19 protein-coding genes are annotated in these 23958 nt (G+C 59.3%); 5 read left to right on the top strand and 14 right to left on the bottom strand.

What is annotated here, in order from left to right:
* The 3 genes from AC1DYW_RS28015 to AC1DYW_RS28005 are packed head-to-tail and all read right to left on the bottom strand — an operon-like array spanning position 1 to position 3097.
* Entirely contained in the window at positions 1-390 is a 390-nt protein-coding gene (locus tag AC1DYW_RS28015; RefSeq protein WP_477228363.1) for a response regulator, read from the bottom strand.
* Positions 387-1034, bottom strand: a complete 648-nt coding sequence (locus tag AC1DYW_RS28010) for a response regulator transcription factor (protein ID WP_477228362.1) — start codon at positions 1032-1034, stop codon at positions 387-389. The genes AC1DYW_RS28015 and AC1DYW_RS28010 overlap by 4 nt, the downstream gene beginning before the upstream one ends.
* Positions 1031-3097 (bottom strand): PAS domain-containing sensor histidine kinase, encoded by a 2067-nt coding sequence (locus tag AC1DYW_RS28005; protein ID WP_477228361.1) that lies wholly within the window; start codon positions 3095-3097, stop codon positions 1031-1033. The genes AC1DYW_RS28010 and AC1DYW_RS28005 overlap by 4 nt, the downstream gene beginning before the upstream one ends.
* Before the next feature lie 439 nt (positions 3098-3536).
* On the opposite strand from AC1DYW_RS28005, the gene AC1DYW_RS28000 reads away from it, so the two are divergent.
* Positions 3537-3833: a hypothetical protein gene (locus tag AC1DYW_RS28000; RefSeq protein ID WP_457155554.1), complete on the top strand. Its 297-nt coding sequence runs from the start codon at positions 3537-3539 to the stop codon at positions 3831-3833.
* 265 nt (positions 3834-4098) lie between these two features.
* Positions 4099-5625: a DegQ family serine endoprotease gene (locus AC1DYW_RS27995; RefSeq protein WP_477228360.1), complete on the top strand. Its 1527-nt coding sequence runs from the start codon at positions 4099-4101 to the stop codon at positions 5623-5625.
* 305 nt (positions 5626-5930) lie between these two features.
* Here the strand turns inward: AC1DYW_RS27995 and AC1DYW_RS27990 are convergent, their stop codons facing one another.
* The 6 genes from AC1DYW_RS27990 to AC1DYW_RS27965 all read right to left on the bottom strand — a co-directional run bounded on the left by AC1DYW_RS27990 (position 5931) and on the right by AC1DYW_RS27965 (position 15068).
* Positions 5931-6989, bottom strand: coding sequence for a helix-turn-helix domain-containing protein (locus AC1DYW_RS27990; protein WP_477228359.1), 1059 nt, complete (start codon positions 6987-6989; stop codon positions 5931-5933).
* Between the two features lie 794 nt (positions 6990-7783).
* Entirely contained in the window at positions 7784-8116 is a 333-nt protein-coding gene (locus AC1DYW_RS27985) for a hypothetical protein (protein WP_457155176.1), read from the bottom strand.
* A gap of 245 nt (positions 8117-8361) precedes the next feature.
* The gene (locus AC1DYW_RS27980; protein WP_477228358.1) at positions 8362-9267 is read right to left on the bottom strand and encodes a hypothetical protein; all 906 of its coding nucleotides are present in this window, start codon (positions 9265-9267) and stop codon (positions 8362-8364) included.
* Positions 9260-10051 (bottom strand): hypothetical protein, encoded by a 792-nt coding sequence (locus AC1DYW_RS27975; protein WP_477228357.1) that lies wholly within the window; start codon positions 10049-10051, stop codon positions 9260-9262. The genes AC1DYW_RS27980 and AC1DYW_RS27975 overlap by 8 nt, the downstream gene beginning before the upstream one ends.
* Before the next feature lie 707 nt (positions 10052-10758).
* Positions 10759-13899, bottom strand: a complete 3141-nt coding sequence (locus AC1DYW_RS27970; protein ID WP_477228356.1) for an efflux RND transporter permease subunit — start codon at positions 13897-13899, stop codon at positions 10759-10761.
* Positions 13896-15068: an efflux RND transporter periplasmic adaptor subunit gene (locus AC1DYW_RS27965; RefSeq protein ID WP_477228355.1), complete on the bottom strand. Its 1173-nt coding sequence runs from the start codon at positions 15066-15068 to the stop codon at positions 13896-13898. Before AC1DYW_RS27965 ends, AC1DYW_RS27970 begins: the two co-directional genes overlap by 4 nt.
* Before the next feature lie 72 nt (positions 15069-15140).
* Between AC1DYW_RS27965 and AC1DYW_RS27960 the strand changes: the two genes are divergently transcribed.
* Both AC1DYW_RS27960 and AC1DYW_RS27955 read left to right on the top strand, forming a co-directional pair.
* Positions 15141-15827 (top strand): hypothetical protein, encoded by a 687-nt coding sequence (locus AC1DYW_RS27960; protein ID WP_477228354.1) that lies wholly within the window; start codon positions 15141-15143, stop codon positions 15825-15827.
* Positions 15828-16577: 750 nt separating this feature from the next.
* Positions 16578-17177, top strand: a complete 600-nt coding sequence (locus tag AC1DYW_RS27955) for a hypothetical protein (RefSeq protein WP_457154953.1) — start codon at positions 16578-16580, stop codon at positions 17175-17177.
* A gap of 352 nt (positions 17178-17529) precedes the next feature.
* Here AC1DYW_RS27955 and rpoH read toward each other — a convergent pair whose 3' ends face one another.
* The 4 genes from rpoH to AC1DYW_RS27935 all read right to left on the bottom strand — a co-directional run bounded on the left by rpoH (position 17530) and on the right by AC1DYW_RS27935 (position 21108).
* Complete coding sequence (gene rpoH, locus AC1DYW_RS27950; protein ID WP_477228353.1) at positions 17530-18420, bottom strand: RNA polymerase sigma factor RpoH; 891 nt, start codon at positions 18418-18420, stop codon at positions 17530-17532.
* 136 nt (positions 18421-18556) lie between these two features.
* Positions 18557-18931, bottom strand: coding sequence for a response regulator transcription factor (locus AC1DYW_RS27945; RefSeq protein ID WP_457155772.1), 375 nt, complete (start codon positions 18929-18931; stop codon positions 18557-18559).
* A gap of 117 nt (positions 18932-19048) precedes the next feature.
* A complete protein-coding gene (locus AC1DYW_RS27940) occupies positions 19049-19717 on the bottom strand; it encodes a response regulator transcription factor (RefSeq protein ID WP_477228352.1) in 669 nt (222 codons plus the stop codon).
* Complete coding sequence (locus tag AC1DYW_RS27935; RefSeq protein ID WP_477228351.1) at positions 19714-21108, bottom strand: sensor histidine kinase; 1395 nt, start codon at positions 21106-21108, stop codon at positions 19714-19716. Before AC1DYW_RS27935 ends, AC1DYW_RS27940 begins: the two co-directional genes overlap by 4 nt.
* A 522-nt stretch (positions 21109-21630) precedes the next feature.
* Between AC1DYW_RS27935 and AC1DYW_RS27930 the strand changes: the two genes are divergently transcribed.
* Complete coding sequence (locus AC1DYW_RS27930) at positions 21631-22857, top strand: oxalate decarboxylase family bicupin (RefSeq protein ID WP_457152904.1); 1227 nt, start codon at positions 21631-21633, stop codon at positions 22855-22857.
* A gap of 164 nt (positions 22858-23021) precedes the next feature.
* On the opposite strand, the gene AC1DYW_RS27925 is transcribed toward AC1DYW_RS27930, so the two are convergent.
* Positions 23022-23957: a malonate decarboxylase subunit epsilon gene (locus tag AC1DYW_RS27925; protein WP_457152903.1), complete on the bottom strand. Its 936-nt coding sequence runs from the start codon at positions 23955-23957 to the stop codon at positions 23022-23024.
* Between the last annotated feature and the right edge of the window lies 1 nt (position 23958).

Below are 23958 nucleotides of genomic sequence, written 5' to 3'. Positions count from 1 at the left end.
TTACTCCCCTTGCGATGAGGCCAAAACGGCCAGGGCGACCGCCGCAAGCAATGCTGAAGCATCGAAGGGCTTTCGAAAGAACCCATGATGACCTTCAGCAGCCGCGCGCCTTTGGTCTGCGGCTTCATGGCGCGCCGTTATGAAAATGACGGGCAAGTCGGGGCGCACAATTCGCGCACGCCGGCGAAGCTCGAAGCCGTCGACAACTGGCATGCCGATATCGGCAATCAGGCAATCTATCCTGCGCAACTCGTCGCGTTCGAGGAAAGACTGAGGGGATGAGAACAGACGCACCGAGTGCCCCGCCGACTCCAGGAGATCCTCGATCGACTCGAGGACCCGAACGTCGTCATCGACAACCGCGATCGTTGATTTCCGTACAGTTTTCATTTCGAAGATATTCCTGCGCGCCGAGAATGAGTTACTGGTACTTGCAGCCTTTGGGCGATCCTCACGAGATCGGCCAGCGATGCTGCCTGCATCTTGTGCATGATCTTGCCGCGGTGGATTTGCAGCGTCACCTCACTGATCCCAAGTTCGGCAGCTGCCTGCTTGTTGAGCAGACCGCTGACGACCAGCGGCAGAACCTGGCGTTCGCGGGAGGTCAAGGAGGATAGGCGGCGCTGTAGCGCCACAAGCTCGGCCCGCTCCAGGCGGACGCCGCAATCCCGATCGATTGCCGTGTGGATGGACTTCATCAACTCGGTTTCGCTGAACGGCTTGGTGAGGAAGTCCACGGCGCCGCGCTGGATGGCGCGTACAGAAGATGGAATGTCGCCGTGTCCGGTGATGAAGACGATAGGCGGATGTTGCTCGTGGCCGGTCTGTTTCTGGAATTCCAGCCCGTTGATGTCCGGCAGTTCGACATCGAGGATCAGGCAACCGGGCAGGTCCGGCCGGGGAAAAGCTAGATATTCGGCAATCGAGTTGAAGGCAACGGAAGCCAGGCCTCTTGCCGCCAGAAGGTCGCACAGCGCCACGCATATGCGCTTGTCGTCATCAACGATGAAAATGATACAGTCGTCCTGGGTCATGCCGCATCGCCCGATTGGATCGGCAGCGTAAACGAGAACACCGTTCCCCTTGGCTCGATGCTCTCTGCCCAAAGCCGGCCGTCGTGTGATTCCAGTATCGAGCGACAGATTGCCAGGCCCATACCCATCCCCTCCGCCTTCGTGGTGAAGAACGGTTCGAAAATTCGTTCTGGTTCGGCAATTCCGTCGCCGTTGTCGCGGACGTCGACCAGGATCGCGTTCTCCCCATAGCGACGTGATCCAAACTTCAGTGATTTCGACACGTCGGTTGTCGACTTCATTGCCTCGATCCCGTTGCGGACCAGATTGACCAGCACCTGCTGCATCTGCACGCGGTCGGCGAGCACCAGCGGCAGCGCCGGATCGAGATCCGTCCCAACGAAGATGTCCTGCGAGACTATTTCGTCGAACAAAAGCTGACGCACCTCGCCGATCACCTCGTTGAGATTGATTGAAGTTCTGGACGAGGCGGTCTGTGTGAAGAGTGCTCGTATTCGGCTGACGACCTCGGCCGCGGCCATGGAATCGCGAACGATTCGCTCCGCGGTAATGCGTGCCCGCTGCAGGTTTGGAGGATCCGCCGACAGCCAGCGTTGGCAGGCATGACTGTCGGTGATGACAGCCGCCAAGGGCTGATTGACCTCATGCGCGATCGAGGCCGACAGCTCGGCGAGGCTCGCAAGCTGCGAAGCGCGCGAAAGCTTTTCCTGGGTCGCACGAACGGCGTCATGTGCTCTCATCTCGTCATCGATGTCGATGATGACGCCGTACCATTTCACGATGCGGCCATCGTCGTCCCGAAGTGGCAGGGCGCGATTGTCAACCCAGCGATAGACGCTGTCGCCCCGGCGGTTGCGGTACCGCATGGCGAAAGGCTCCCCGGTCTTCAATGAGTGCATCAGGTTTCTCTTTACAGCCTCCAAGTCGTCGGGATGCATAAGGCGTCCAAGTGCCCCATCCAGCCTGGAACCCTCCTTGGGCTGACTGGGGTCGATCTTGCGGCCGTAGTAGGTTTCCAACTGCTTGTTGATGTAGGCTGGTTCGCCCTCGGGAGTGACGGACCAGACGAGCGTCGGTATGGTGTCGATAAGTTGCTGGAGTTCATACTGTCTGGCTCGCAATGCCTCCTCGGTCCGCTTGCGATCGTCGATGTCGGTGTTGCTCCCGAACCACTGGACCACAGTGCCGGAGGCATCGCGCACTGGCTCGCCTTGGAAAAGGAACCAGCGGTACTGGCCATCGAAGCGGCGTAGCCGGGCCTCGATCTCGCCCGGCGCACCAGTTGCCAGGAGAGATCGCCAGTATTCGACAAGCCGGTCCCGATCGTCCGAATGTATGGCGGCAGTCCAACCCCAGCCGGCTGCCTGCTCCTGAGACAGCGCCGTGTATTCGTGCCATCTCCGGCTCAGGAATTGGGTGGAACCGTCTGGGCGGGCGGACCAGACCAGTGTCGGAAGGGTGTCGATCAGCCGCTGGAGCTGGAACTCTCTGGCCTCCAAAGCCTGTTCCACTTTCTTCAAGTCATCGATATCGAGCAGGACACCATACCACCCGATGAACTTGCCGTTCCGATCGAACCGGGGCCGAGCCGCGACACGGAACCAGCGATAAGTCCCATCGTGGCGACGAAGCCGGCATGCGCCATGGAATTCCTGGCCATCCTCCAGGCATTGCGACATGAGGCCTGCAGTTCGGTCGAAGTCCTCCGGATGAATAACCTGCCGGCAAGGGAGATTGCTGGTGTCGACGGTGCCGAGATAGGCCCGAAGGCTCGTGCTCACCTCGGTTAACCGGCCTTCCGTGTCGACGATCCATGCCGGTCCGGGAATGCTCTCCAAGAACTCATGCGCGTCATACCCAGTGCGATCCAACGCACCCTGCCCTTGCGGCCCTTGAATGAGAAAGCCGGTCAAGATCGCAGTCGCGGCGAGGAGGGTCAAACTCACGTAAATATTGGGTCCGGCGGTCTCAACCAATTCGCTGGACAGCCAGAATACCGACAAGCCGGCGCCGGAAATGGCTATTGTCGAGCCATACTTCCGCAGCGGCGGCTTTGCTTTCATTTTTGGACACCTCCGGACGCAGCTACTGCTGCCGCGTAAATCGGCATCAGGACCTCGCCCTGCCAGAAGACGACACGATCGGTCCCCCGAGATATCGGACTTCTACCACACTATATCAGAACAGCATGCCACCCAGGCATAATGGAAAGATGTGATAGACGGCCGGTCGCCCGCCGCTGCCGTAACACCAGGGGTGATAACCGCAAGGAAGGGCCAGCCGCCGCAAAGCAGACAAAGCCGTCCACAAACCAGCGGGTATGCTGCTGTCGAACGCGATGGAAGGCGGCCCAAGAATGGCACGTAGATGAATGTCGGGCTGGCGGCGACCTGTCGGAGTCGGTCACGATGTGAACGTCTACGACTGACGTCTTCCAAGATCGAAGCCACCAATTTTCTGCGGTAGCGGTTGCCGGCGGAATACGAAGAGGAGACTACACAAATGGGCTGCAATCGAGCGCTGGTGCAGATTTCATCCATTGGCGCCGGCGTTTTCTTGTCGATCTGTCTCGCCGGCACCGTAGCGACCGCTGCAGCCAAAGACCAGGACACCGTGGCAAGCGTGGTTGCCGACCAGGTGCGAAGCCAAGGCTTCCCTTGCAGAAATCCAAGTTCTGCCAAGCGCATTGCGGCCGAGTCCGTACCAAATCAGACCGCCTACCTGCTCCGATGCGAAGGGACAACCTACCGGGTGCTCTTGATTCCAGATCAGGCAGCTGAAGTGGCCAGAGTTGACTGAAGCCTTACGCGGGCCTCCCGCGAGGTGACATGTCGACAATCGACGTGGTCGATCTCGAAAGCCACTGCGTCGCGCCGCTAGTAGCCTTCGCAGTCTTGCCGACAAAGGCACAAACCGGAAGCAACAAGTACCAGCCTAGTAAATCGGCTTGATCGGAAGCTAATCAGCGAGGCTAGCGCATCCGATCGGCCGTACGCCGGATAGACGGTTCCGCACGAGGAACACGCCACGGCGCCAGGACCAAAGCCTCGCACGGGTCGCGACCATGTCAACTTTCAACATCCTCCGCAGGCACCGCGCCGTGCTGCTTTTCTCCGCCGTCCTCGTAGCGCCGCTCGTCGCTGGGGTCGCTCTGAACGCGAGTTTGGCCGATACGAAAATGGCCTCCTCCCCGGATGCCTCCGCCAATCGCGCTCCGGCCACCTCCTATGCTCCGATCGTTGCGGCCGACAAACCGGCAGTGGTGACGATCACGTCGATCATGAAAACTTCATCGGCGCCCGATGGCCAAGCCCAGCCCTCGGACAGCGGTCTGTCGTCCGATGAACGGCTGCCTCGATTCTTCAGCAATCGAGGGATTCCGGCGCCCAAGGCACCACCGCAGGGAGCGACGCAACTGGCAGAGGCCCTCGGCTCCGGCTTCATCATCAGTTCAGACGGCACCATCGTCACCAACAACCATGTCATCGACGGAGCTTCGGATATCATGGTGACGCTGGACGATGGAACCGAGCTGCCGGCAACCCTTGTCGGCCGCGACGCAAAATCAGACCTTGCGGTCCTGAAAATAAGGGCTGGGAAGCCTCTTCCCACTGTTGCCTGGGGCGATTCCGACAGACTCAGGGCAGGCGACCCGATTCTGGCGATTGGCAATCCGTTCGGCATCGGAACGACAGTCACTGCGGGAATCGTTTCCGCCCGCGGGCGCGACCTCAACAGTGGTCCCTACGACGATTTCCTTCAGATCGACGCGCCGATCAACCACGGCAATTCGGGTGGACCTCTCGTCGACACCAACGGCACTGTCGTCGGTATCAACACCGCGATCTACTCGCCCAATGGCGGCAGCGTCGGCGTCGGATTTGCGATCCCTTCCAATGAGGCCGAAAAGATCGTCGCCAAGCTGGTGAAGAACGGTTCGATCGAACATGGGCTGCTCGGCATCGAGATGCAGCCGGTCACAACGGACCTCGCCAACGCCCTCGGCCTGCCGACGCCTGAAGGTGCTTTGGTCGCTGATGTCGGCGACGGATCGCCCGCCGCTCATGCCGGCATCGAGACCGGCGACGTCATCACCGGATTTGCCGGTCAAACCATCAACGAGCCCAAGACCCTGTCTCGAGCCGTGGCGGATCTCGTGCCGGGAAAAAGGGAGGTACTGTCCGTTTGGCGCAATGGGAAGACAGTTGCGTTGTCGGTGGTCATCGGCGGCAATGACGCCAGCGTCAAACCGGTGGCCACAATCAACTCTGCACAGCCGCTGCATTCCAGTTTTCCAACACTTGGTCTGGCGCTTGGTGACCTCGATCGAACCGTTCGCCAGGCCTTGAATGTGCCTTCACAGGTTTATGGTGCCGTGGTCGAGGGTGTCGATCCGGACCAGCCGGCAGCCACCTCCGGCATCGAATTGGGCGACATCATCATCTCGGTCAATGGCGTGCCGGTGAAGACGGCGAAGGACACCAGCCAAGCCATTAGTGTCGCAGCAAAATCCAGCAAGAAGTCGGCGCTGCTGCTGGTCAAGCGCGGCGACCAGCAGACGTTCATCGCTGTGCCATGCGGCAATGGTTGAAATGTGCGGATGCCAAAACCGCCGGAATGGTACGTCATATTGACGCGAAACGATTTCAGTCTCCTGAGGGGACGAAATGCGGTCACCGAGTTGCCCCCTCGGCGAGAGCGATCAAGCGGAAGTGGCGGATCGGGCGGAGAAAACTCGCCCGTCAATTGCGCCAGAACCCAGATCTCCGATCAAGGCCGGGGAAGGTGAGAGCCAGAACGAAGTCTCGATCGAAGAGCGCCGACTTCAGGGTCGAATTTCAAGGACTGCGCAATTCCCAGCCAGGCCGGGTCCCAGCCAGCCGGGCCGTCCAGGGCCTATCCAAGGCTCCGCTGGTAAGCACTCGGCGTCAGGCCGGTCGCCTTGCGAAAAGCGGCCGTGAATGAGCTGGTTTCGCTGTATCCGACAGTCAATCCGATGTCCGTCACCGAATGAGCCCGCGTCGCAAGGAGACCTTTGGCATGCTCGATTCGACGGTTGATATGATACCGATGCGGAGGCATCCCAAAAGAAAGCTTGAAGGCGCGGCAAAAATAACATGGGCTCAACCGGGAAAGCTCCGCGAGAGTGGCGAGCGGTACCGGTTCGCCCAAATGGGCCTCGATATGGGCCTTTACTACCCGCTCCTGCCAAGCCGCAAGTCCCCCTCGAAGCTGAGGTTCGGCTCTCGGCGTTCTCTCGTGGAAACGGACCAACTCATGAGCCAGGACGATGCCCAGTGCTTCCAGGTAACGCCAATTCTCCAGGTTTGGACTTTCGAGCGACCTCATCAGTTTGAGGGCGGTGCCCAAAAGCGTTGCGTCCTCAAAGAAGAGCTTCGCAACGAACGTCACATCGGTCATGCCAGCGTTGGACGGAACTTGCAGCTTGGCAGGATCAAGATAGACAAACATGAGACGCGCAGCCGTCCGCGGCGCATGCCATTCGAGATATTCGCGACCGGCGGGCACCAAGGTAAGCCGGCGACCAAAATCCCGCAGTTTCGACCGGGGCAAACCTTCGACGAAGGTGTCACCGTCTCGGCGCGTGCCCTGCTCGTAGACCACCAGCAAGTGCATGGGCGCGCGAAACCGGAATTCGAATTTGTCATGACCGGCGGCTTGGACCACCTCGGCAACTATCCCATCCGAAATCACCGTGCGACTGCTCACCGCGTCGCCTGAAGATATCTCGACACGGCAATCGGCCCCATCGGCGCTCCGGCGCCCGAACTGCGCATGCGCCACGGAGTTGGTACGCTGTGCCTTTCCGCCGTTGAACGGAGCGCGCCAATCCGCCGACAAGAATGGGTCCGTTTGCTCCGGTCGCCGAGCATTGGCCGCGAAGGCAGCAATCGCGGGTAAATCGATGTCGCGGGAGGCAGGATTCATCAACATGGCTTGGCGCACATCCTTCGGGTTATCCCATCTGATGTCAGCGTAGAGCGCCGGTGATGATTTACTCCATTCTACATCCGTAGGTGGACTTAGAGTATTGGTCTGAACTGCTCATACTTTGGTTTGTGATTGGACGTCGCGATCGATTGTAATGGTGCATGTACCGAGCGGACCAATGGGCCGGTTCTTCAATTGCGGCCGATCCCAGGTGATTGGTCGATTTGGCGCGGCTGTGCGTCAGGTCTTGATGACCTTGAGCGGGGTCCCCTGCTTGGCCTGGGCTTTTTGACGTTCCGCGCGAAATCCGCAAGCTGGATGCAAAGCCGGCAAGAACGACGAAGCACCGGCAGCAAAAGCCACTAGGTTGTGTGTGGGCGTTGCGATCGGTGGTTTCGATCCGTTTTCGTCACCATCGTGGCAGCGCTCCAACTCGTGCCAGATTGGTTCTCCGGGCCCCTCCCACGCCCGCCGATCGATTGTGAAGGCGCTCCTCCCCCCGGGAGCGTTTCTCACCGCTCGAGTTCTTGGGCCGATGACATGTCGTCATCGGCCCATTTTTCCCTCCTGCCTTCCGAGCAGGCACCGATTCACGGTCGATCGCCGGAGCGTTGCCGGCGTCGGGACCTTCGGCGATGCGACTTGCTTGCGGCGCGATGCATCGCGCGGTTTCGGAGACAAGATCCGACGTCGCAACTGACGCTCGTCTGTCGCAGGTGGGGCCAACTCAAGTCGACGGGGCGGTCAAGTCAGCCTCAACCGCAATCACCGCGTCGTGAGGGGCGCAACACCTCCCATCAAAACCGGTTCATGCCTGAAAAAAGATCGGTCGGGGGATACTTGTCCCCGTCGTTATCGAGCTGCGATGCCGGCTTCTTGGCCGATCCGGTTGTCGGTACTTCACCGTGCCTCGGCAACGAAGTGTGGTTGCCGTTCGTTTTTCGTTCGACACGATCGAACTTTGCCTGCATGCGTCCTGGAGGCGAGGCTGCGGCAGCGGCCCAAGCGGTTGACAGAAGGACTGCCGCGATTGCAGCCCCTATTGAAAGAGAACCCATGCGATTCACCTGTTGTGTCGTTCTGTTGCACAGCGCGGCAAAATTCGAATTGGCGATAGAGATATCGCTCATGCCCGCAATCCTTATATAGGTTTCGAAATACGCTATGAACCGCTATACAAAACACATTAGGCATGGCTGCAATTGTTTAGTTACTTAATCTTCAAGTATCATTCCACACATAAGAAATTATCTGGCGCATAAGGCCAGCAGTTATTCCTGCCGCCAGCTTTCGCCGATTGGCCCGCGGTCCTCGCGTGGCGGCTTCGTCCCTGGCCGCGGGGCCTGGACAGACCCATGCACGGCGCGGCGCGCGATCAGTCGAAGATCGGCTTTCCGATTCCGTTCGAAAAAATGTTGCCGAGATAGAAGTGGAGTTGTGCACGCACGCCGATGTCGCGGCCCGAACTCGCATTGATCGGAACGATCGCCTCCACCCCGAGTTGAGCGTACTCGCCCACCCAGATCACGCCAGGATTGATCGTGCCGGTGGTCTGTCCAGCCGACGGCCCGTTCAGCGGCGTCTGCATCGCGAATTCCACCAGCGGCACCAAACCCTCGGCGAAGCGATGAGCATTACCCTTGTCAGCGGAATGCACATTGGTCAGCAGGCTGTATTCCAGGGCAAAGCCCCATTGCAAGATGTCTGGGTTGTCGACCGTGGTGGCGCCGGTCACCGTGGTGGATTCGGTTGGCAGTGCGACTCCTAGGGTCGCGGTGACGTTGACCGGACGCAGCCATGCCAGCGAATCCGACAGATCGCCGAAGCCCTTGCCGACGTAGAGGGTCGGTGTCAGCGTCGAGAACGACTTGGCACCGACGTCGGACGATCCGGTGCCGCCCAGCGCCAGCGTACCGCCTGCCGAGAACACGAACTCGTCCTCGGCACTGGAATAGAGTTCATATTGGGTGCCGAGCACCAAATCGTCGAAGCCCGAGCGCGTGCTCCCCCGATCGACCATGCGGTAGTTTGCGGTGAACGACACCGACCAATCCGGGGTGATGAGCTTGCTGTAGGAGAAAGGAAAGTCGATCTCGCGCGAGCCGGTGTCGGGCAACTGCATCAATTGGGGAAAATTGACGAAGTCAGCCGGGGTGGGAACCACGGTCGCAAGCGTTGAGGGGAAGAAACGGTCCCCAACGTAGGACGCCGATGCTTCCGAACATGCAACGAGAGGCACCAGGAAGCTGGGCACCACAAGGTACCACGCCCGGTTAGCCATCCCACTCTCCTGCTTGACGCGCCCGACGCCGGTCGCATCGTCGACTATGGGCTTCGCTTGCATCCACTGGCTGTAGGAACTGGGGATGATCATCCCTTTGGCCCTTCACGCAAGGAACGATGCGCTTGGGGCGTGGATGAGACTGGGTCGGTTCAGTCCGGGCATCGTCTTTCTCCGCAAACCAAAGCAAGGCGATCACCAGGTCTGAATAGATGGCGAAGAAAATCAGAAACGATCTGGCGACCACGTCCGCGGTTGAGGCCGCGAGCACGGCGAAAAGGCACAGCGGTCCCGTCATGGCGAGGAACTCGAACCAGTGCGTCTTGCCGATACGGTCGCGCCACGACAACGCTTCGATGATCGCCGAGTCGAGTGGGTCGGTGCCGGCAGAGATCGCGGGGCCAGGCACCGAAGCATGCCAACGGCGGCCCAGAGGGAAGAAGCATCCGAGTTGGACTGTGCCCATTGCTCTCGGCTTCCAGGCCGTCGCCTCGCGAGCTGCGGGTCTAACTGGTCGAACCGCAATCCCCTTCCAGGGTGGCGTGAGATTCACGTGCGTCGTCGAGCCGCCAATGGCGATGCCCTGCTCCGTGAGGGCTGTTCCGGTCGCCAGCAGCGCGCGCCCGCCTCCAGCGGCGGACTTGTGAGGCCGCATCGATTTCCAGGATGCCATGCGTTCAAATCCTCGGATTGAGCGCCGAATGTTGCGTCCAAGCAAAGAAATGTCTTTTGCAAATGCCGCCCCAATTCGAACTTCGCCCGTTGCACCGATTGGCTTCTTCAATTGGTTTCCAGGCGAAGCCGGGGGCAAGCGTGCCCAATCGCGGATCGCGCAGCGACCCCAACTGTGTTCGTCGTTCTCGTCAGAAACGGTGTCCGTCGGACGCCTCCCGACAGACAATCCAAAGTAACTTCTTTGCCATTTGGGTTATGCAGCCATACCAATGGATTATTCATGCCAACGGCAAAATCTATGCATGCTTCCCCGACCGCGAAGGAGCAAAAGAATGAAATGTTTGAACTGCGCAGGTGCGGTGAAAATACCTCACCAGTACTACTTCTGCTCCCAGGAATGTTTCGGAGAGACAACCCGTAACACCAATTGGAGGATGTTGAGCGATGGCCTTCCGCCTACTGGTTTTCCTGCTGGTGGCCAGCCCCGCACTGGCCCAGGACCACAGTTCCCACGTCCCCATTGGCCCTCCCGAGGGCAATTACGGCCAGGGGCACGAGAAGTGGCACAGCATCTACATGGGGATGCATAACACGCTGGGTGGCTCATGCTGCAACGGCGGCGACTGTCGGCCAACGGTTGCCAAGTTCGAGGAGGGAAAGTGGTGGGGCAAACTCAACGGAGTATGGACGCCGATCGAGCCATCCAAAAGGGTGCCTGAACACCCGTACTCATGGAACGAAACGGCCCACATTTGCGCGGCTGGGAACAGCGTCTACTGCTTCATACCCCCTGACAACGGGACCTGAACCTCTCGCCTAGCCGGCTGGGTGCCTCGTTTCGGAGAAGAGGTCGCCCTGCTCGGGTTCCACAGGCGGTGTTTTTGCGCCTCGCAAGCCACCCAGGAATTTGCCGAGCCGCTCAAGATACAAGTAGACCACCGGTGTCGTGTAGAGTGTGAGAATCTGCGACAGCGCCAAGCCACCCACGATCGTGTAGCCGAGCGGCTGGCGGATTTCCGATCCGGCGCCGGTGCCCAGCATCATCGGCACGCCGCCGAGCATCGCCGCCATGGTGGTCATCAGGATCGGCCTGAAACGTATGGTGCAAGCGCGGTAGATTGCCTCCTGTGGGCTGAGACCTTCGGTCCTCTCGACCTCGAGCGCAAAGTCGACAAGCATGATGCCGTTCTTCTTGACGATGCCAATCAGCAGGATAACGCCGATCATGGCGATGACGCTGAAATCCATATGGACCGCCATGAGCAAGAACAAGGCGCCGATAGCGGCTGAAGGCAGCGTCGATAGAATGGTGATCGGATGGATCAGGCTCTCATAGAGCACCCCAAGGATGATGTAGATCACCACCAGCGCCACTCCGATCAGGATTGGTGTGCCTGACAGCGCCGATTGAAAGGCTTGCGCGTTGCCCTGGAGGCTGGTTGCAAGCGAAGCAGGCTTTCCGGCATCGCGTTCGAACTGCTGGATAGCTGCGACCGCATCTCCAAGCGCCGCCCCGGGTTTTAGATTGAAGGAGATCGTGACCGCCGGAAACATGCCTTGATGATTGATCACGATCGGCGCAGCCTTCGTCATGCTGGTCACCAGGGCGCTTAATGGCACCTGCTGCCCTGTCGAAGAATTCAGATAGATATCCTTGAGCGCCTCGGGACCGTACTGGAATTCCGGGCTGACCTCGAGAACAACGTGATACTGATTGAGCTGTGTGAACATTGTGGAGACGATGCGCTGGCCGAAAGCATCGTCGAGCGTGTTGTCGATCGTCGACGGGAGGATTCCGAAACTCGACGCGACTTCGCGATTGACGGTCACATCGAGCAGTGGTCCTGCATTCTCCTGATCGGTGGCCACGTCAACGATTCCCGGCATGGCTCTAAGCTTGTCGAGGAATATCGGTGCCCAATGGTTGAGCTCGTTGGAATCGGCATCGGTCAGAGTATATTGATACTGCGTCTTCGAGACCCGACCGCCGACAGTGATGTCCTGTGCCGCTTGCATGTAAAGCGTTATGCCTTGAATCTTGGCGAGTTGGGATGACAGCCGGCTGATCACCTGATCGGCGCTGACGTCACGTTGGTTGTTTGGCTTCAAGGCAATGTACATTGTCCCGCGATTGAGCGTGCTCCCGCCAGTTGCTCCTATCGAGGCTCCGACCGAAGCTACCGCCGGATCCTTAAGCACAATGTCGGTTACCGCCTGCTGACGCTCGGACATGGCCGGGAACGAAATATCCTGGTCGGCCTCGGTGACGCCGATAATCAAGCCGGTGTCTTGTTGCGGGAAGAAACCCTTCGGGATGATGACGTAGAGATAGCCGGTGACAGCAATCGTTCCGAGCATGACGAGCAGCGTCACGAAAGTGTGCCGCAGGACGATCCTTAGGCCCCGTTCATACAATCCAAGCAGCGCGTCGAAGCCGCTTTCGCAAATATTATAGAGCCGCCCGTGCCTGACGTTGGCCTCATTCTTGAGCAGACGCGCGCACATCATTGGCGTCAGCGTGAGCGAGACCACCAGCGACAGGATCAGTGAAACGCTCACCGTTACCGCGAATTCCTGGAAGAGTTCGCCGACATAGCCTCCCATCAGAAATAGTGGAATGAACACTGCGATGAGCGACAGCGTAATCGAAATGATGGTGAAGCCGATTTCGCTCGAGCCCTTGAGCGCAGCTTCCATCGGAGTGAGGCCATCTTCGATGTGACGGACGATGTTCTCGATCACGACGACTGCATCGTCGACGACGAACCCGACCGCGATCGACAAGGCCATGAGCGACAGATTGTCGAGGCTGTAACCAAGCACATAGAGCACGGCGAAAGTACCGACGAGCGAGAGGGGCACGGTTATTGCGGGAATGACCGTTGCCCAGAAATTGCGCAGGAACAGGAATATCACCATCACCACCAGGGCGACGGTCAGCATCAACGTGAACCGCACGTCCGCGACCGAGGCACGGATGGTTTGGGTGCGGTCTGAAACGACCGATACCTTGATGCCGGGCGGGATCGACGCCTGCAGCTGGGGCAGCAGAGCCTGAATGCGGCCAACCGTCTCGATCACATTGGCACCGGGCAGACGCCGGATAGCCAGCAAGATGGCGGGCTTCTTGTCGTACCAGGCGGCGACAAAGTGGTTCTCCGGCCCGTCTATCGCGGTGCCGATGTCGCGGATGCGTACAGGGGAGCCATTGCGATAGGCGACGATAACATCATTGTAGGCGTCAGGTTTGAGCAGTTGGTCGTTTGTGTTGAGCGTGAAGGTTTGACGCGGGCTATTGAGCGTGCCCTTCGCAATATCGACATTGGCCTCGCCGAGCACGTTGCGAACATCTTCAAGGCCAATGCCGCGGGCCGCGGCCGCTTGCGGATTGACCTGCACACGGATCGCCGGCTTCTGCTGGCCGCCAATGCCAACAAGACCCACGCCGGAGATTTGCGAGATCTTCGGCAGCAGGATGTTTTCCGCGTAGGCATCGACCGTCGTCAGTGGAAGGGTGTCGGATGTCAGCGCGAGCACCAGGATCGGAGTATCCGCCGGATTGACCTTACGGATGGTCGGCGGATAGGGGATGCCCAGCGGCAGATCTGGGCTTGCGGCATTGATCGCCGACAGCACGTCAACCGCGGCGCTGTCGACGCTGCGGCTGAGGTCGAACTGAACGGTGAGTTGTGTGCTGCCTAGCGCGCTGGTCGAAGACAGCTGGGTCACGCCGGGGAGTTGGCTTATCTGTTGCTCAAGCGGGGTGGCTACCGACGACGCCATGGTTTCGGGATCGGCGCCGGGCAACTGCGCTGACACCTGGATCGTCGGAAAGTTGACGTTCGGCAATGATGCGACTGGCAGAAGCCGGTAGGTAGCCAGCCCACACAGCAGCAGACCCGCCATCAGCAGGCCTGTCGCGATCGGCCGGCGAATAAAAGGGGCCGAGACATTCACGGGATTGCCTGCTGCACTGCGCTTTGCAGGGCGGCTTCATCAGCGGCTTTGCCCCGCAGCACTTGAACGGGGACGCCCTCCACGAGCTTGTATTGCCCGTCGACCACGACCGTTTCGTTCGCCTCGAGACCCGAATCGATAAGGGCTTGTCCCTCGGTCAACTGGGCAACAGTGACAGGCCGTATCCGCGCGGTTCCATCAGGTGCGATCACGTAGACATAGGAGCCGTTTGGACCTTGCTGCACTGCCGACCCGGCTACCGTCAGCCCCCCAGTGCGGGTATCAAGAAGCAAACGTACATTCACCAGGGCACCCGGCCAGAGTTGGTTCCCAGCGTTCGGAAACGTGGCTCGGAGGCGGATCGTGCCCGTCGTCTGGACAATCTGGTTGTCGAGAAGCAAAAGTTTGCCTTCGTCGAGCTTGGTCTTGTCGTCCTGGCTGTACGCAAAGACCGTCAGCTGCCCCTTGGCCATCTGCTTCTGGATTTGCGGGAGCGTTTCCTCGGGCAGCGTAAAGATCAACGAGATCGGCTGGACCTGCGCAACGTCGACCAGACCAAAAGTATCGGTCGGGTGAATGATATTGCCTTCGTCGATCTGCCGGATACCCGTTACACCGTCGATCGGCGAGGTCAGACGGGTGTAGCTCAGATTGATCTGCTCGGCCTGTAGCAGAGCCTCGTCTGCCTTGATTGTCGCCTGGAGCTGGATCACTTCGGCCTTCTGCGTGGCTACCAGTTGGGAAGTGGCAAAGCCCTTCGCCAGCAGTGGCGTGTAACGGTCCAGGTCTGCCTGCGCATTGACGAGCAGCGCCTGGTCGCGATCGCGAGTGGCGGTTATCTGATCGATTTGTGCCTGATAGGGATCTGGGTCGATCTGCGCCAGCAGATCGCCTTTTTTCACGGTCTGGCCTTGCGTGAATGTGATCTTCGTAATCGGTCCTGAGATCAGGCTGTGCACGACCACGTTGTTGTAGGCGATCACCGTTCCTACACCGCGAAGGTAGATCGGCACATCGTGACTGGCTACCTTTCCGGCAATGACCGGAACCGCCGAGGCAGGAACGGAGACCGCCGCAGGTTCGGAATGGTCGTAGACGTGTTTGGCTGCAAGCCCAACGCCGCCGATCATGATCAGCAGCGCAGCAACAATGAAGGGTCGCTTGCGCATTGAGGGCTCCTACGACAGCGGCTCTTAAGGGATCAGTTCTTTCAGCAGCCGGATGTCGACGGCGTGCCGCTAATGCCCGTCAGCCCCGTGCTGCCACATGATGTGCCTGATACATTGAGCATAGGAATCGCTACCTGTGGATTTGTTACCGGATCGGCCAACGCGGGTGTTGGAATGCCAATTGGCGAACTCACTCCCAAATTGCTGAGTTCCGAAGACCCCAGCGGAATCCCAACTGCGGCCCCAAGACTCGTGGACGATGTCCCGGTGGTCATCGATGGTGTCGCTGTGGTGCCGAAAGACGACGCGCTCGACGCCGTCGAGTTGCAGGTGCCCGACGCTGTTGAAACCGTCGGGTTCACAAACGACGTCCCGCTCGTGGATGTGGTTGCGTTCATGCCTCCGCCGTCGAAAGTGGAAAGGGCGGAAGTCGCTGCCGCAACTTCGGAACTTGATGCCAAAACACTTGGCGCCAAGACATTGGTACACCCGGAGTTGTTGGAACTATCCCCGATGCCCACGGTGCTACCCGTCAAGCCACCCGGATCGAGCTCGACCGCGCCCAAGGGAATAGCAACCGGATTGAGGGGCGAACCAATTGCAGAAAGCGGCGATGTCAGTCCTGTCGCGGGCGTGGTGCTGATTTGCGCCAAGCTCGGCCCGCTGAACAAGAGAGCGAACGCAACGGTAATCAGCAAGATTGGCATCGCAACGTCATACTCATTTCGCATTGGAACTACCGTCGTTTCATGTGTCTAGGTAGGGGCGGAGAACATCGTACTAATCCCACCGCCCTGACTGCCTGAGGCCAAGGATTTCATATGTGCAGGCAGCACTTCCTCGTGTCGTTTGGGTCGGATTTCGCCCGGTCAGATCGAGATGATGCCAGATGGAGGGGAAGCGCTCTTCTCTAAAGGCGGCTGGATTTCCCTATTCGCACGCCGACTCCGAGCATTTGTGAGATTTGGACAAGGTCGCGCTCCTTGTCGGAATGGGCCTCGCCCTTTCATCAACCCGACGATGCGCTGGCTGCTCAATATGAACGTGCGTTAACCGCGACGGGGCGCGGGGTCGGACCATGGATTGGCGGTTGGAAAGGTCTACTAAAGTGGTGCCGGAGCCTGCCAGCATTCCTTCCGATATCGCGCGACGGTGCCCGGATATTCACGCGGCCACCGCCGACATCGGCGTGGCGGTGGCGGAATTCTATCGATTAAGTTGAATGGATCGGCCGCCTTCGACGCCCAAGGCTGGGAACCAGCTGACGGCCAATGCGATCACAACCAATCTCGGCCCGAGCATTTCGAGACCGATTTTCCAGGGCGGCCGGCTGAATTGGGTTACAGGCAAGAGTGCCAGATACCATTGGATCCGTAGTAACTCGGGTTCACAGCGTCGAACGAGCAGTAAGCAGTGTCGGTGTCGTCGTTCAACCAGAGCTGGTTATCATATTCCCGGTCGCCAGCTTCCCGACCGCCAAAAAGGACCTTGTGGTGCTGGCGGTTGCCAATGGCACCGCTGCTGAAGTGTACGGTAGGACCATCTCCGCCGCCGCTGCGCGCCATGGAGACCGTCGCCGAGCCGGTCGCCAGCATCACGCCCAAAGTAATCTTTGCCAATATTGTTGCTGATTTTCTCACGATAGACTCCTTCGGATTGAGAATTCATGGACTCTTTGAAAATATTTCCAGTCAGGCCATAGTTCTGCAGACGTGCGAGCCAAAACCTTCAGTGTTCGAATCCGGTCCCCACTCGCACTGTGGAGTCCGGATTCGAAGAGGCCGTGGTGGTTCACGGACAAAATGGGTAAAGGGTGCGATACTCATTGTATGGGTACGGGTAACCGCAGTAGCCGTCGTCATAGAAATCACTGCCGAAACCGCGGTCCCTTCCGAACCTATGACCGTCGCCGACATGGACACCACGGACATGGCCGCCGCCGCCCAAGATTGCGACACGACCGCCATTGGCAAAGCCTACGCCGTGGCCACCGCCAAAGCCTTCGGCATGGCCGCCACCGCCCATGCTCATACCATGACCGCCGCCGCCAAAGCCGCCGCCACCGCCATGGCCGCCACCACCGCCGTGCGCCATCGAGACCGTCGCTGAGCCAGCCGCCAGCATTGCGCCCATGACGATCGTCGCCAAGAATGATGTTGATCTTTTCATAATACGCTCCTGTAGTTGAAGCTTTCTTAGTTACTGAAAGCAATATTAATATAGATACGGGAGATGCTCTTCAGCATGATACGCTTGTTTGATTTTTGTATATCTTATAACTACAAACAATCTCTCTTGATTGCATGGGAAGCCGTCAGTGCGCTCTGCGGGCAGTCCTTCGCGGCCTAGGATGCAAGGTGTCCTGCGCACTTTTGGGCGACAGGAATTTGGTGCCGGCTTGATTGGCATTGCTCAGCGCCGATTTGCGCTCCGCAGCCGACCCCTCTCCCGTCGTGTCATTTCACACCGACAGCGACCTGGGGGCGTCCCGTTTCGCATAGGTAACCTTCACTGCGTTTTGCAATTTTTCGAAGGCGCGCATCTCAATCTGGCGCACACGCTCGCGCGAAACGCCGAATTCGCTGGAGAGATCTGCCAGACTCCTCGGATCATCCGCAAGACGACGCGCCTCGAGGATGCGCCGTTCGCGTGTGTTGAGCACGCCAAGCGAGTCGATCAGCGCCCTGTGCCGGCCGGAAGCTTCCTCGAACTGAACGAACTTGTACTCCTGGCTGTCCTCGCCCTCGACCAGCAAATCCTGCCATTGGCCCTCAGCCTGGCCTCGCAGGGGCGCATTGAGCGACCTGTCCCCGTCCATGCGACTGTTCATGTAAACAACTTCTTGCTCCGTCACGCCAAGGTTGCTTGCGATGAATTCCACGTGCTCTGGACGCAGGTCACCGTCGTCCAGTGCCGAGAGACGAGCCTTGAGTCGCCGCAAGTTGAAGAACAGCTTTTTTTGATTGGGGGTCGTACCGACCTTCACCAGTGACCAGGAGCGCAGGACATATTCGCGAATGGACGCCTTGATCCACCAGATCGCATAGGTAGCCAAACGAAAGCCGCGCTCCGGTTCGAAGCGATTGACCGCCTTGATCAGGCCGATGCTGCCCTCTGATATCACCTCTGACATCGGCAGCCCGTACCCACGATAGCGCATGGCAATTTTGGCAACGAGGCGAAGATGCGACAACACCAGTTGGTGAGCGGCCTCCGGATCGTTGTCGTCGCGCCAGCGTTTTGCCAGCGCTTGTTCCTGCCCAAGCGTCAGCATGGGGAGATGTTTGATCTCGCCGAGATAACGGCGAAGCCCGTCTTCGTTTGCCAAATTTGTTATTGCTGCGCGCGCCATGAAGCACTCCTTGCCTACCTCGCAGGGGATCAATAGTTTCTCGACGCCCATAGACGTTCGATGTTGACTTCTCTGTTCAGCGCTGCCGCTGCTTGCGGCGTTGTTCGCCTGAAGCGCGAAGGTGCATCAGGTGCTGCTAACGCGCGTCATGAAGCGCAGAATCGATACAGTTGATCATGGCCTGGCTGTCCAACGGCTTGCCGAAGAAGCCGATGGCGCCCGTTTCCCGAGCGCGTTTGCGGACACGCTCCTCTGGATAGGCGGTGATCAAAATTGTCGGTATGTGATAGCCATGTTCGATCAAATGATCCTGCAGTTCTATTCCTGTCATTCCGGGCATCTGGATATCGCAGATCAGGCACGACGTAGTTTCCAGATTAGATGACATCAGGAACTCCTCGGCCGATTCGAATGCAAATGCGATGAAACCCAACGATCTGACGAGGCTTGCAGTGGCAAGTCGAACGGACTCATCGTCATCGACGATCGAGATCATCGCGCTGCGGGTCAATTCACTATTCCTCCGTGCTTGCCGATGACCCAAACATTGCTGCTTCAACGACTGTTTCTCGGCGAGATATTGCACCCGCGCTTGCGAAAGCGAAAGTTATACAGAGGTGTAACAAGCTTATTTACCGGGAGCGTCTATCCCCAGGGCGCCGGCCATCTTCACCAGGTCGGCCAGAGTTCTGGCGCCCATTTTCTTCATCAGGCGACCGCGGTGGATTTTCACCGTGATTTCACTGAGTTGCATCTCGCCAGCGATTTGCTTGTTCATCAATCCAGTCGCGACAAATGCCATCACCTGGCGTTCCCGAGGGGTCAGGGTGCTCAGAAGGCTCTGCAGCTCCGACAGCGCCCGGTCTTTGTCTCGCCGTTGCCTGTCGCGCTCCAGAGCGCCGGCGACTGCATCCAGAATATCCTGATCTCGGAAGGGCTTGGTGAGGAAATCGACCGCTCCGGCCTTCATGGCTCGCACGGACATGGGAATGTCGCCGTGACCGGTCATGAAGATGATCGGCAAGTGAATGCCTGCCTTGCTCAATTGCGTTTGAAATTCGAGTCCGCTCACCTCCGGCAGCCGGATATCGAGCACAAGGCAGCTTGGACCGTCGGGAAGCCGACTGTTCAGCAGTTCGGGAGCAGAACCGAAAAGCTCGACACGCGTTCCAACAGATCGGAAGAGGCTGCTTAAAGCTTCACGCAACGACGGATCGTCGTCCACGACCAGAACAGTCGGAGGCATGGCGCCGTTGCCGACTTGTGGTTGAGAGGAAGAGGCGGGGCGTTGGATCATGAGCCGGCATCCTTTTCGACGCGTGGCAGAGAAAATCGGAATATCGCGCCGCCGCCTGGATTGGGCTCGATCCACACACGGCCTCCATGTGACTCGACGATCGACCGGCAGATCGACAGTCCCATGCCCAATCCCTCTGCCTTGGTGGTGAAGAAGGCCTTGAACAACTGACGCGCACTATCGGGATCGATGCCTGGTCCCGTATCCTGGACCCTCACATTTGCCTGGTTCGATTCATCGATCGAAGTCGTAACGAGAATTTCGCGCAAGTCGCTGTTGCCAGAGGCCATTGCCTGAATCGCGTTGATCAAAAGATTGATCAGGAGCTGTTGAAGCTGGATACGGTCGCCAAGTGCGGGCAGCGCCTGGTTGGCTAGATTCAGTTTCAGGGTGATGCGATTTGCAACGAACTCACGATGCACCAACGTGAGCGATTCGTTGACGATCTCGTTCACGTCGACAAGCGCCATCTGGATGTCGCCCTTCTTGGACAACGCCCGGATTCGATGGACAATATCGCTGGCGCGTTGGGCGTCAGCGATGCTCCGCTTGACCGCGCTGCGGACCTCATCCAGATCGGGCTTGTCTCGATCCATCCATCGCAGGCACGCCTCGCCGTTCATAACGATGCCGGCAAGCGGCTGATTGACCTCGTGCGCGATCGAGGCCGTCAATTCACCCAATGTGGTGAGGCGTGTCACATGGGCGAGTTCCGCCTGGGCCTTCAGGACCTCGGTTTCGGCTCGCCTGCGCTCTGATATGTCCGTATTCGTTTCGAGAACCGCCAACGGTCTGCCGTCGGCATCCGTCTTCAGCGACCACCGGCTGGAAACGACAACGACGGATCCGTCGCGTTTCGTGTGCAAGAGCTCACCTTCCCAGCGGTTGGAGCTGAGCAGTTCCCGATTGATCTCGTCGAGCCTGGCTGGAAAGACCGTCTGCAGGAGTTGATGGGTGGACTTTCCCGCCGTGTGTTCGGCCGACCAGCCGTAAATGGCTTCTGCACCACGATTCCAATAGGAGATCAGACCGCCCATGCTGCGAACGAAAATCGCGTCATGCGTCAAATCGAGCAGTTGGGCCTTTTCGGATAGATCGGTCGAGGTCGACTGGTTTTTGAGCACCAGAAGGGCGGTAATGACAATGGTCGCGATGCTCATGACGCAGCGGCTGAGGGCGCCACCACTGGCTTCGTGTCCGTGAACAAGCCAGAAGCTCAGCACGGTGAGCCCAACACAGGCGAGCGAACACAAGACGATGCCACGCCTGCGAAACGCGGTGGACGCAAGCAAAACAACGACCACATAGAGGACCGAGACAGATCCCGCAAATGGATCAAGAGTATCGACGGCGAATATTCCGGCGGCAAGAAGGTTGGCAAGAGGCGCCACCAGCCGCGAATTGCTCGATGTTCGCGGAAATAGTCTATGCCGCATAAGATCTTTGCCCAGCTTCTGGTCGACGCTTGCGAGCTGATCGACCTCCGTGTCGCACCGATGTCCAGGTCCACCTTAAGCAGCGAAATCCTTTCTGCTTGTTCGAAATTGCGGTCGTCGGTGCCTGATTGCACCTTTGTCACGGCAAGCGCGTCGCGAACCAATCCAGGGGATCGAGCGACCCGTCAGCGCCACAGGCTTGAGAGCGAGCCTACAGCATCCGATCCGGCGGAAAGCATGCAGGCAAAACGCAACGCCCAAGCTCTGGCGGCGACACGATGGGTATGACGACACAGGCTCGGATGAGCCACGGCCACGATCATCGTGCGATTCAGCTATACCATGCGTCAACAGGAAAGACCGCGTCAGCGCCCGATCAATATCGTGTGCCGTGCGTGCCAAGCGGACACTCATGCGGTCCGTGGCCGAACCAATTCGCGCAGTCGAGAAGCCCACCGCAGCAAGGAATGAAGCAAAATGAGCATAGCCACCGATAAGATATCCCGTCGAACCATGTTGGCTGCGACAGCTGCTGGCGGCTTGCTCACGACGGCGACACTGGCCCAGGCGCAAAACGGTGACCCGCTAGCCAACGGCCGCGGCGGCACCAACCCCGGTCCGATGAATCCTTCCCGAATAGCCCAGAATCCGGACCTGATGATCCCACCGAGCACGGATGCGGGCAGCCTGCCGAACCTGCGTTTCTCGTTCGACGATGCCCATATCCGACTGTCTGGCGGCGGCTGGACCCGACAGGTGACCGCACGCGAGCTCGGCGTCTCCAAGGACATTGCCGGCGTGAACATGCGCCTGAATGCCGGCGGCGTGCGCGAGTTGCATTGGCACAAGGCCGCCGAGTGGGCCTATGTCCTCTACGGGAAAGCACGCATCACGGCAGTCGATGCCAATGGCCACAATTTCGTCGACGACGTCGGCGCGGGTGACCTTTGGTATTTCCCGCCGGGCATTCCACATTCGATCCAGGGCCTTGATCCAGACGGGACGGAATTCTTGCTGGTGTTCGATGACGGCGACTTCGACGAGGATAACACCTTCCTGCTGAGCGACTTTCTGAAGCACACTCCTCCCGAAGTGCTCGCCAAGAATTTCGGCGTTCCGGCATCGAGTCTTGCGAACGTCCCCGATCCCAGCGAGCTTTACATGTTTCCCGCGCCGGTTCCGGGGCCGCTCAGCGCAGACAAGATCGCGGGCGCGGTCGAGGTCCCGCAGAGCTTCAGCCACCGCATGACGGCACAGGCTCCGATGAGGATGAAACACGGAACGGTGCGAATTACCGACAGCGCCGTGTTTCCTGTTTCCAAAGCAATCGCCGCGGCCCTTGTCGAGGTCGAACCGGGCGGGATGCGCGAGCTGCATTGGCATCCGAATACAAACGAATGGCAGTACTACATCCAGGGCCAGGCCCGCATGGGCGTGTTCGCGGCGTCGGGCGAGGCCCGAACATTCGATTTCCAGGCCAACGACGTCGGCTACGTACCCTTCGCCATGGGGCACTACATCGAGAACACAGGCAATACGACGCTGCGATATTTGGAGGTATTCAAGAGCACCTACTTCGCCGATGTGTCACTAAATCAGTGGCTCGCCCTCACACCGCCGGAATTGGTCCGCGTCAGTTTGCGCGCCGACCCGCAGTTTCTGCAGGCCTTGCGTAAGGGGAAGTCTCCCATCGTGCCGACCTAAAGCGCGTCGCGTTGAACGGATCCAATCGACGCATCGTCCCAAAACCGCTGCGCACCCCGGTTCGAGAGCGAGCGTATGCTTTTGTGGTCCCTGCAAGTTGATGGCGAGGTAGCCGCCCAGCACCGTCAAAATAGCTGCGCCATGGCACACCGACGTCTCGATATTCACTTGCTTGAGTGATCTTTAAGCCAAGCGTGGGCGCCCTGAAGAGTTCTGAAGTCTTCCAGGCTTCGTGCTGGGATGTCGCGATACGCGCCGACTGCCATTTCGCTCAGCGCCCGCCCGGGCCCGAGTTCGAGGAAGGCCGTTGCGCCGCCTTCGACGCAACCCTGCAGGCAATCGGCCCATTGCACCGTTTGCGATATTTGCGCCGCCAGCTTGTCGAAACCTGCCTTGGTGTCGATGACAGGAGAGCCGTCGACTCCGCTCAAGACACGCGCGCCGTAAGTCGGAGAGCGCATCAGGCGAACATGGCACAGGCTCGCGCGAAACGCGGCAGACGCCCCGGCGAGTCGCCTCGTATGGGAAGCAACCTCCACAGGTAACCCGACAACCCTGGCTGCGTCCGCCTTCGCTTCGTCGGCAAGGGCTTCCAAAGTCGCGCGGCTCCCGCCGAGGACGAAGGCGTTACCCGGATTGACGATAGCGATTGCGGCATTGTGCCGTTCGCATAGTCTCTCGATGGATTTGCGGGAAAGGCCACGGACGAAAAGCAGCCCGTCTCCACCGGGGGAAGCAGCATCCATGGCTTCCGCCCGACGCGCGACGAGGTCCAGCGTATCGGTCGCGCTGAACAGACCTGCAACACCCCAAGCCGCCACTTCGCCGACGCTATAGCCGGCGACGGTCGGCCGGTCGGGCAGCGTGTCCCGCAGCGCCGCCGCGGCTGCCAGCGCCTGCAGCGAGCAGAGGATTTGCCCAATGCGGTTGCGGTGCAGGGCGTCGCCCGATCCGGTCCGCACGATCTCGCGCGGATCCCTGTCGCCGAGCAACGTTGCGGCATGGGCAAATAAACCGGCAGCTTGCGGCGCATCGGCGGTCAGGGCGAACATGTCCGGATGCTGCCGCCCCTGTCCGGAGCAGAGAATTGCAAGGACCATC

The organism is Mesorhizobium sp. P2_D5 (assembly GCF_056404355.1).
Note: the sequence above shows the minus strand (reverse complement) of the source record. Positions and strands in the feature narration are given on the sequence as shown.

Coding starts and splice junctions, on each gene's coding strand:
- AC1DYW_RS27980 (WP_477228358.1), bottom strand. CDS start 9,267: ATGGCTAACCGGGCGTGGTACCTTGTGGTGCCCAGCTTCCTGGTGCCT.
- AC1DYW_RS27990 (WP_477228359.1), bottom strand. CDS start 6,989: ATGTTGATGAATCCTGCCTCCCGCGACATCGATTTACCCGCGATTGCT.
- AC1DYW_RS27940 (WP_477228352.1), bottom strand. CDS start 19,717: ATGATCCAACGCCCCGCCTCTTCCTCTCAACCACAAGTCGGCAACGGC.
- AC1DYW_RS27995 (WP_477228360.1), top strand. CDS start 4,099: ATGTCAACTTTCAACATCCTCCGCAGGCACCGCGCCGTGCTGCTTTTC.
- AC1DYW_RS27985 (WP_457155176.1), bottom strand. CDS start 8,116: ATGAGCGATATCTCTATCGCCAATTCGAATTTTGCCGCGCTGTGCAAC.
- AC1DYW_RS28015 (WP_477228363.1), bottom strand. CDS start 390: ATGAAAACTGTACGGAAATCAACGATCGCGGTTGTCGATGACGACGTT.
- AC1DYW_RS27960 (WP_477228354.1), top strand. CDS start 15,141: ATGCCCGTCAGCCCCGTGCTGCCACATGATGTGCCTGATACATTGAGC.
- AC1DYW_RS27930 (WP_457152904.1), top strand. CDS start 21,631: ATGAGCATAGCCACCGATAAGATATCCCGTCGAACCATGTTGGCTGCG.
- rpoH (WP_477228353.1), bottom strand. CDS start 18,420: ATGGCGCGCGCAGCAATAACAAATTTGGCAAACGAAGACGGGCTTCGC.
- AC1DYW_RS28010 (WP_477228362.1), bottom strand. CDS start 1,034: ATGACCCAGGACGACTGTATCATTTTCATCGTTGATGACGACAAGCGC.
- AC1DYW_RS27965 (WP_477228355.1), bottom strand. CDS start 15,068: ATGCGCAAGCGACCCTTCATTGTTGCTGCGCTGCTGATCATGATCGGC.
- AC1DYW_RS28000 (WP_457155554.1), top strand. CDS start 3,537: ATGGGCTGCAATCGAGCGCTGGTGCAGATTTCATCCATTGGCGCCGGC.
- AC1DYW_RS28005 (WP_477228361.1), bottom strand. CDS start 3,097: ATGAAAGCAAAGCCGCCGCTGCGGAAGTATGGCTCGACAATAGCCATT.
- AC1DYW_RS27925 (WP_457152903.1), bottom strand. CDS start 23,957: ATGGTCCTTGCAATTCTCTGCTCCGGACAGGGGCGGCAGCATCCGGAC.
- AC1DYW_RS27955 (WP_457154953.1), top strand. CDS start 16,578: ATGGCACCGCTGCTGAAGTGTACGGTAGGACCATCTCCGCCGCCGCTG.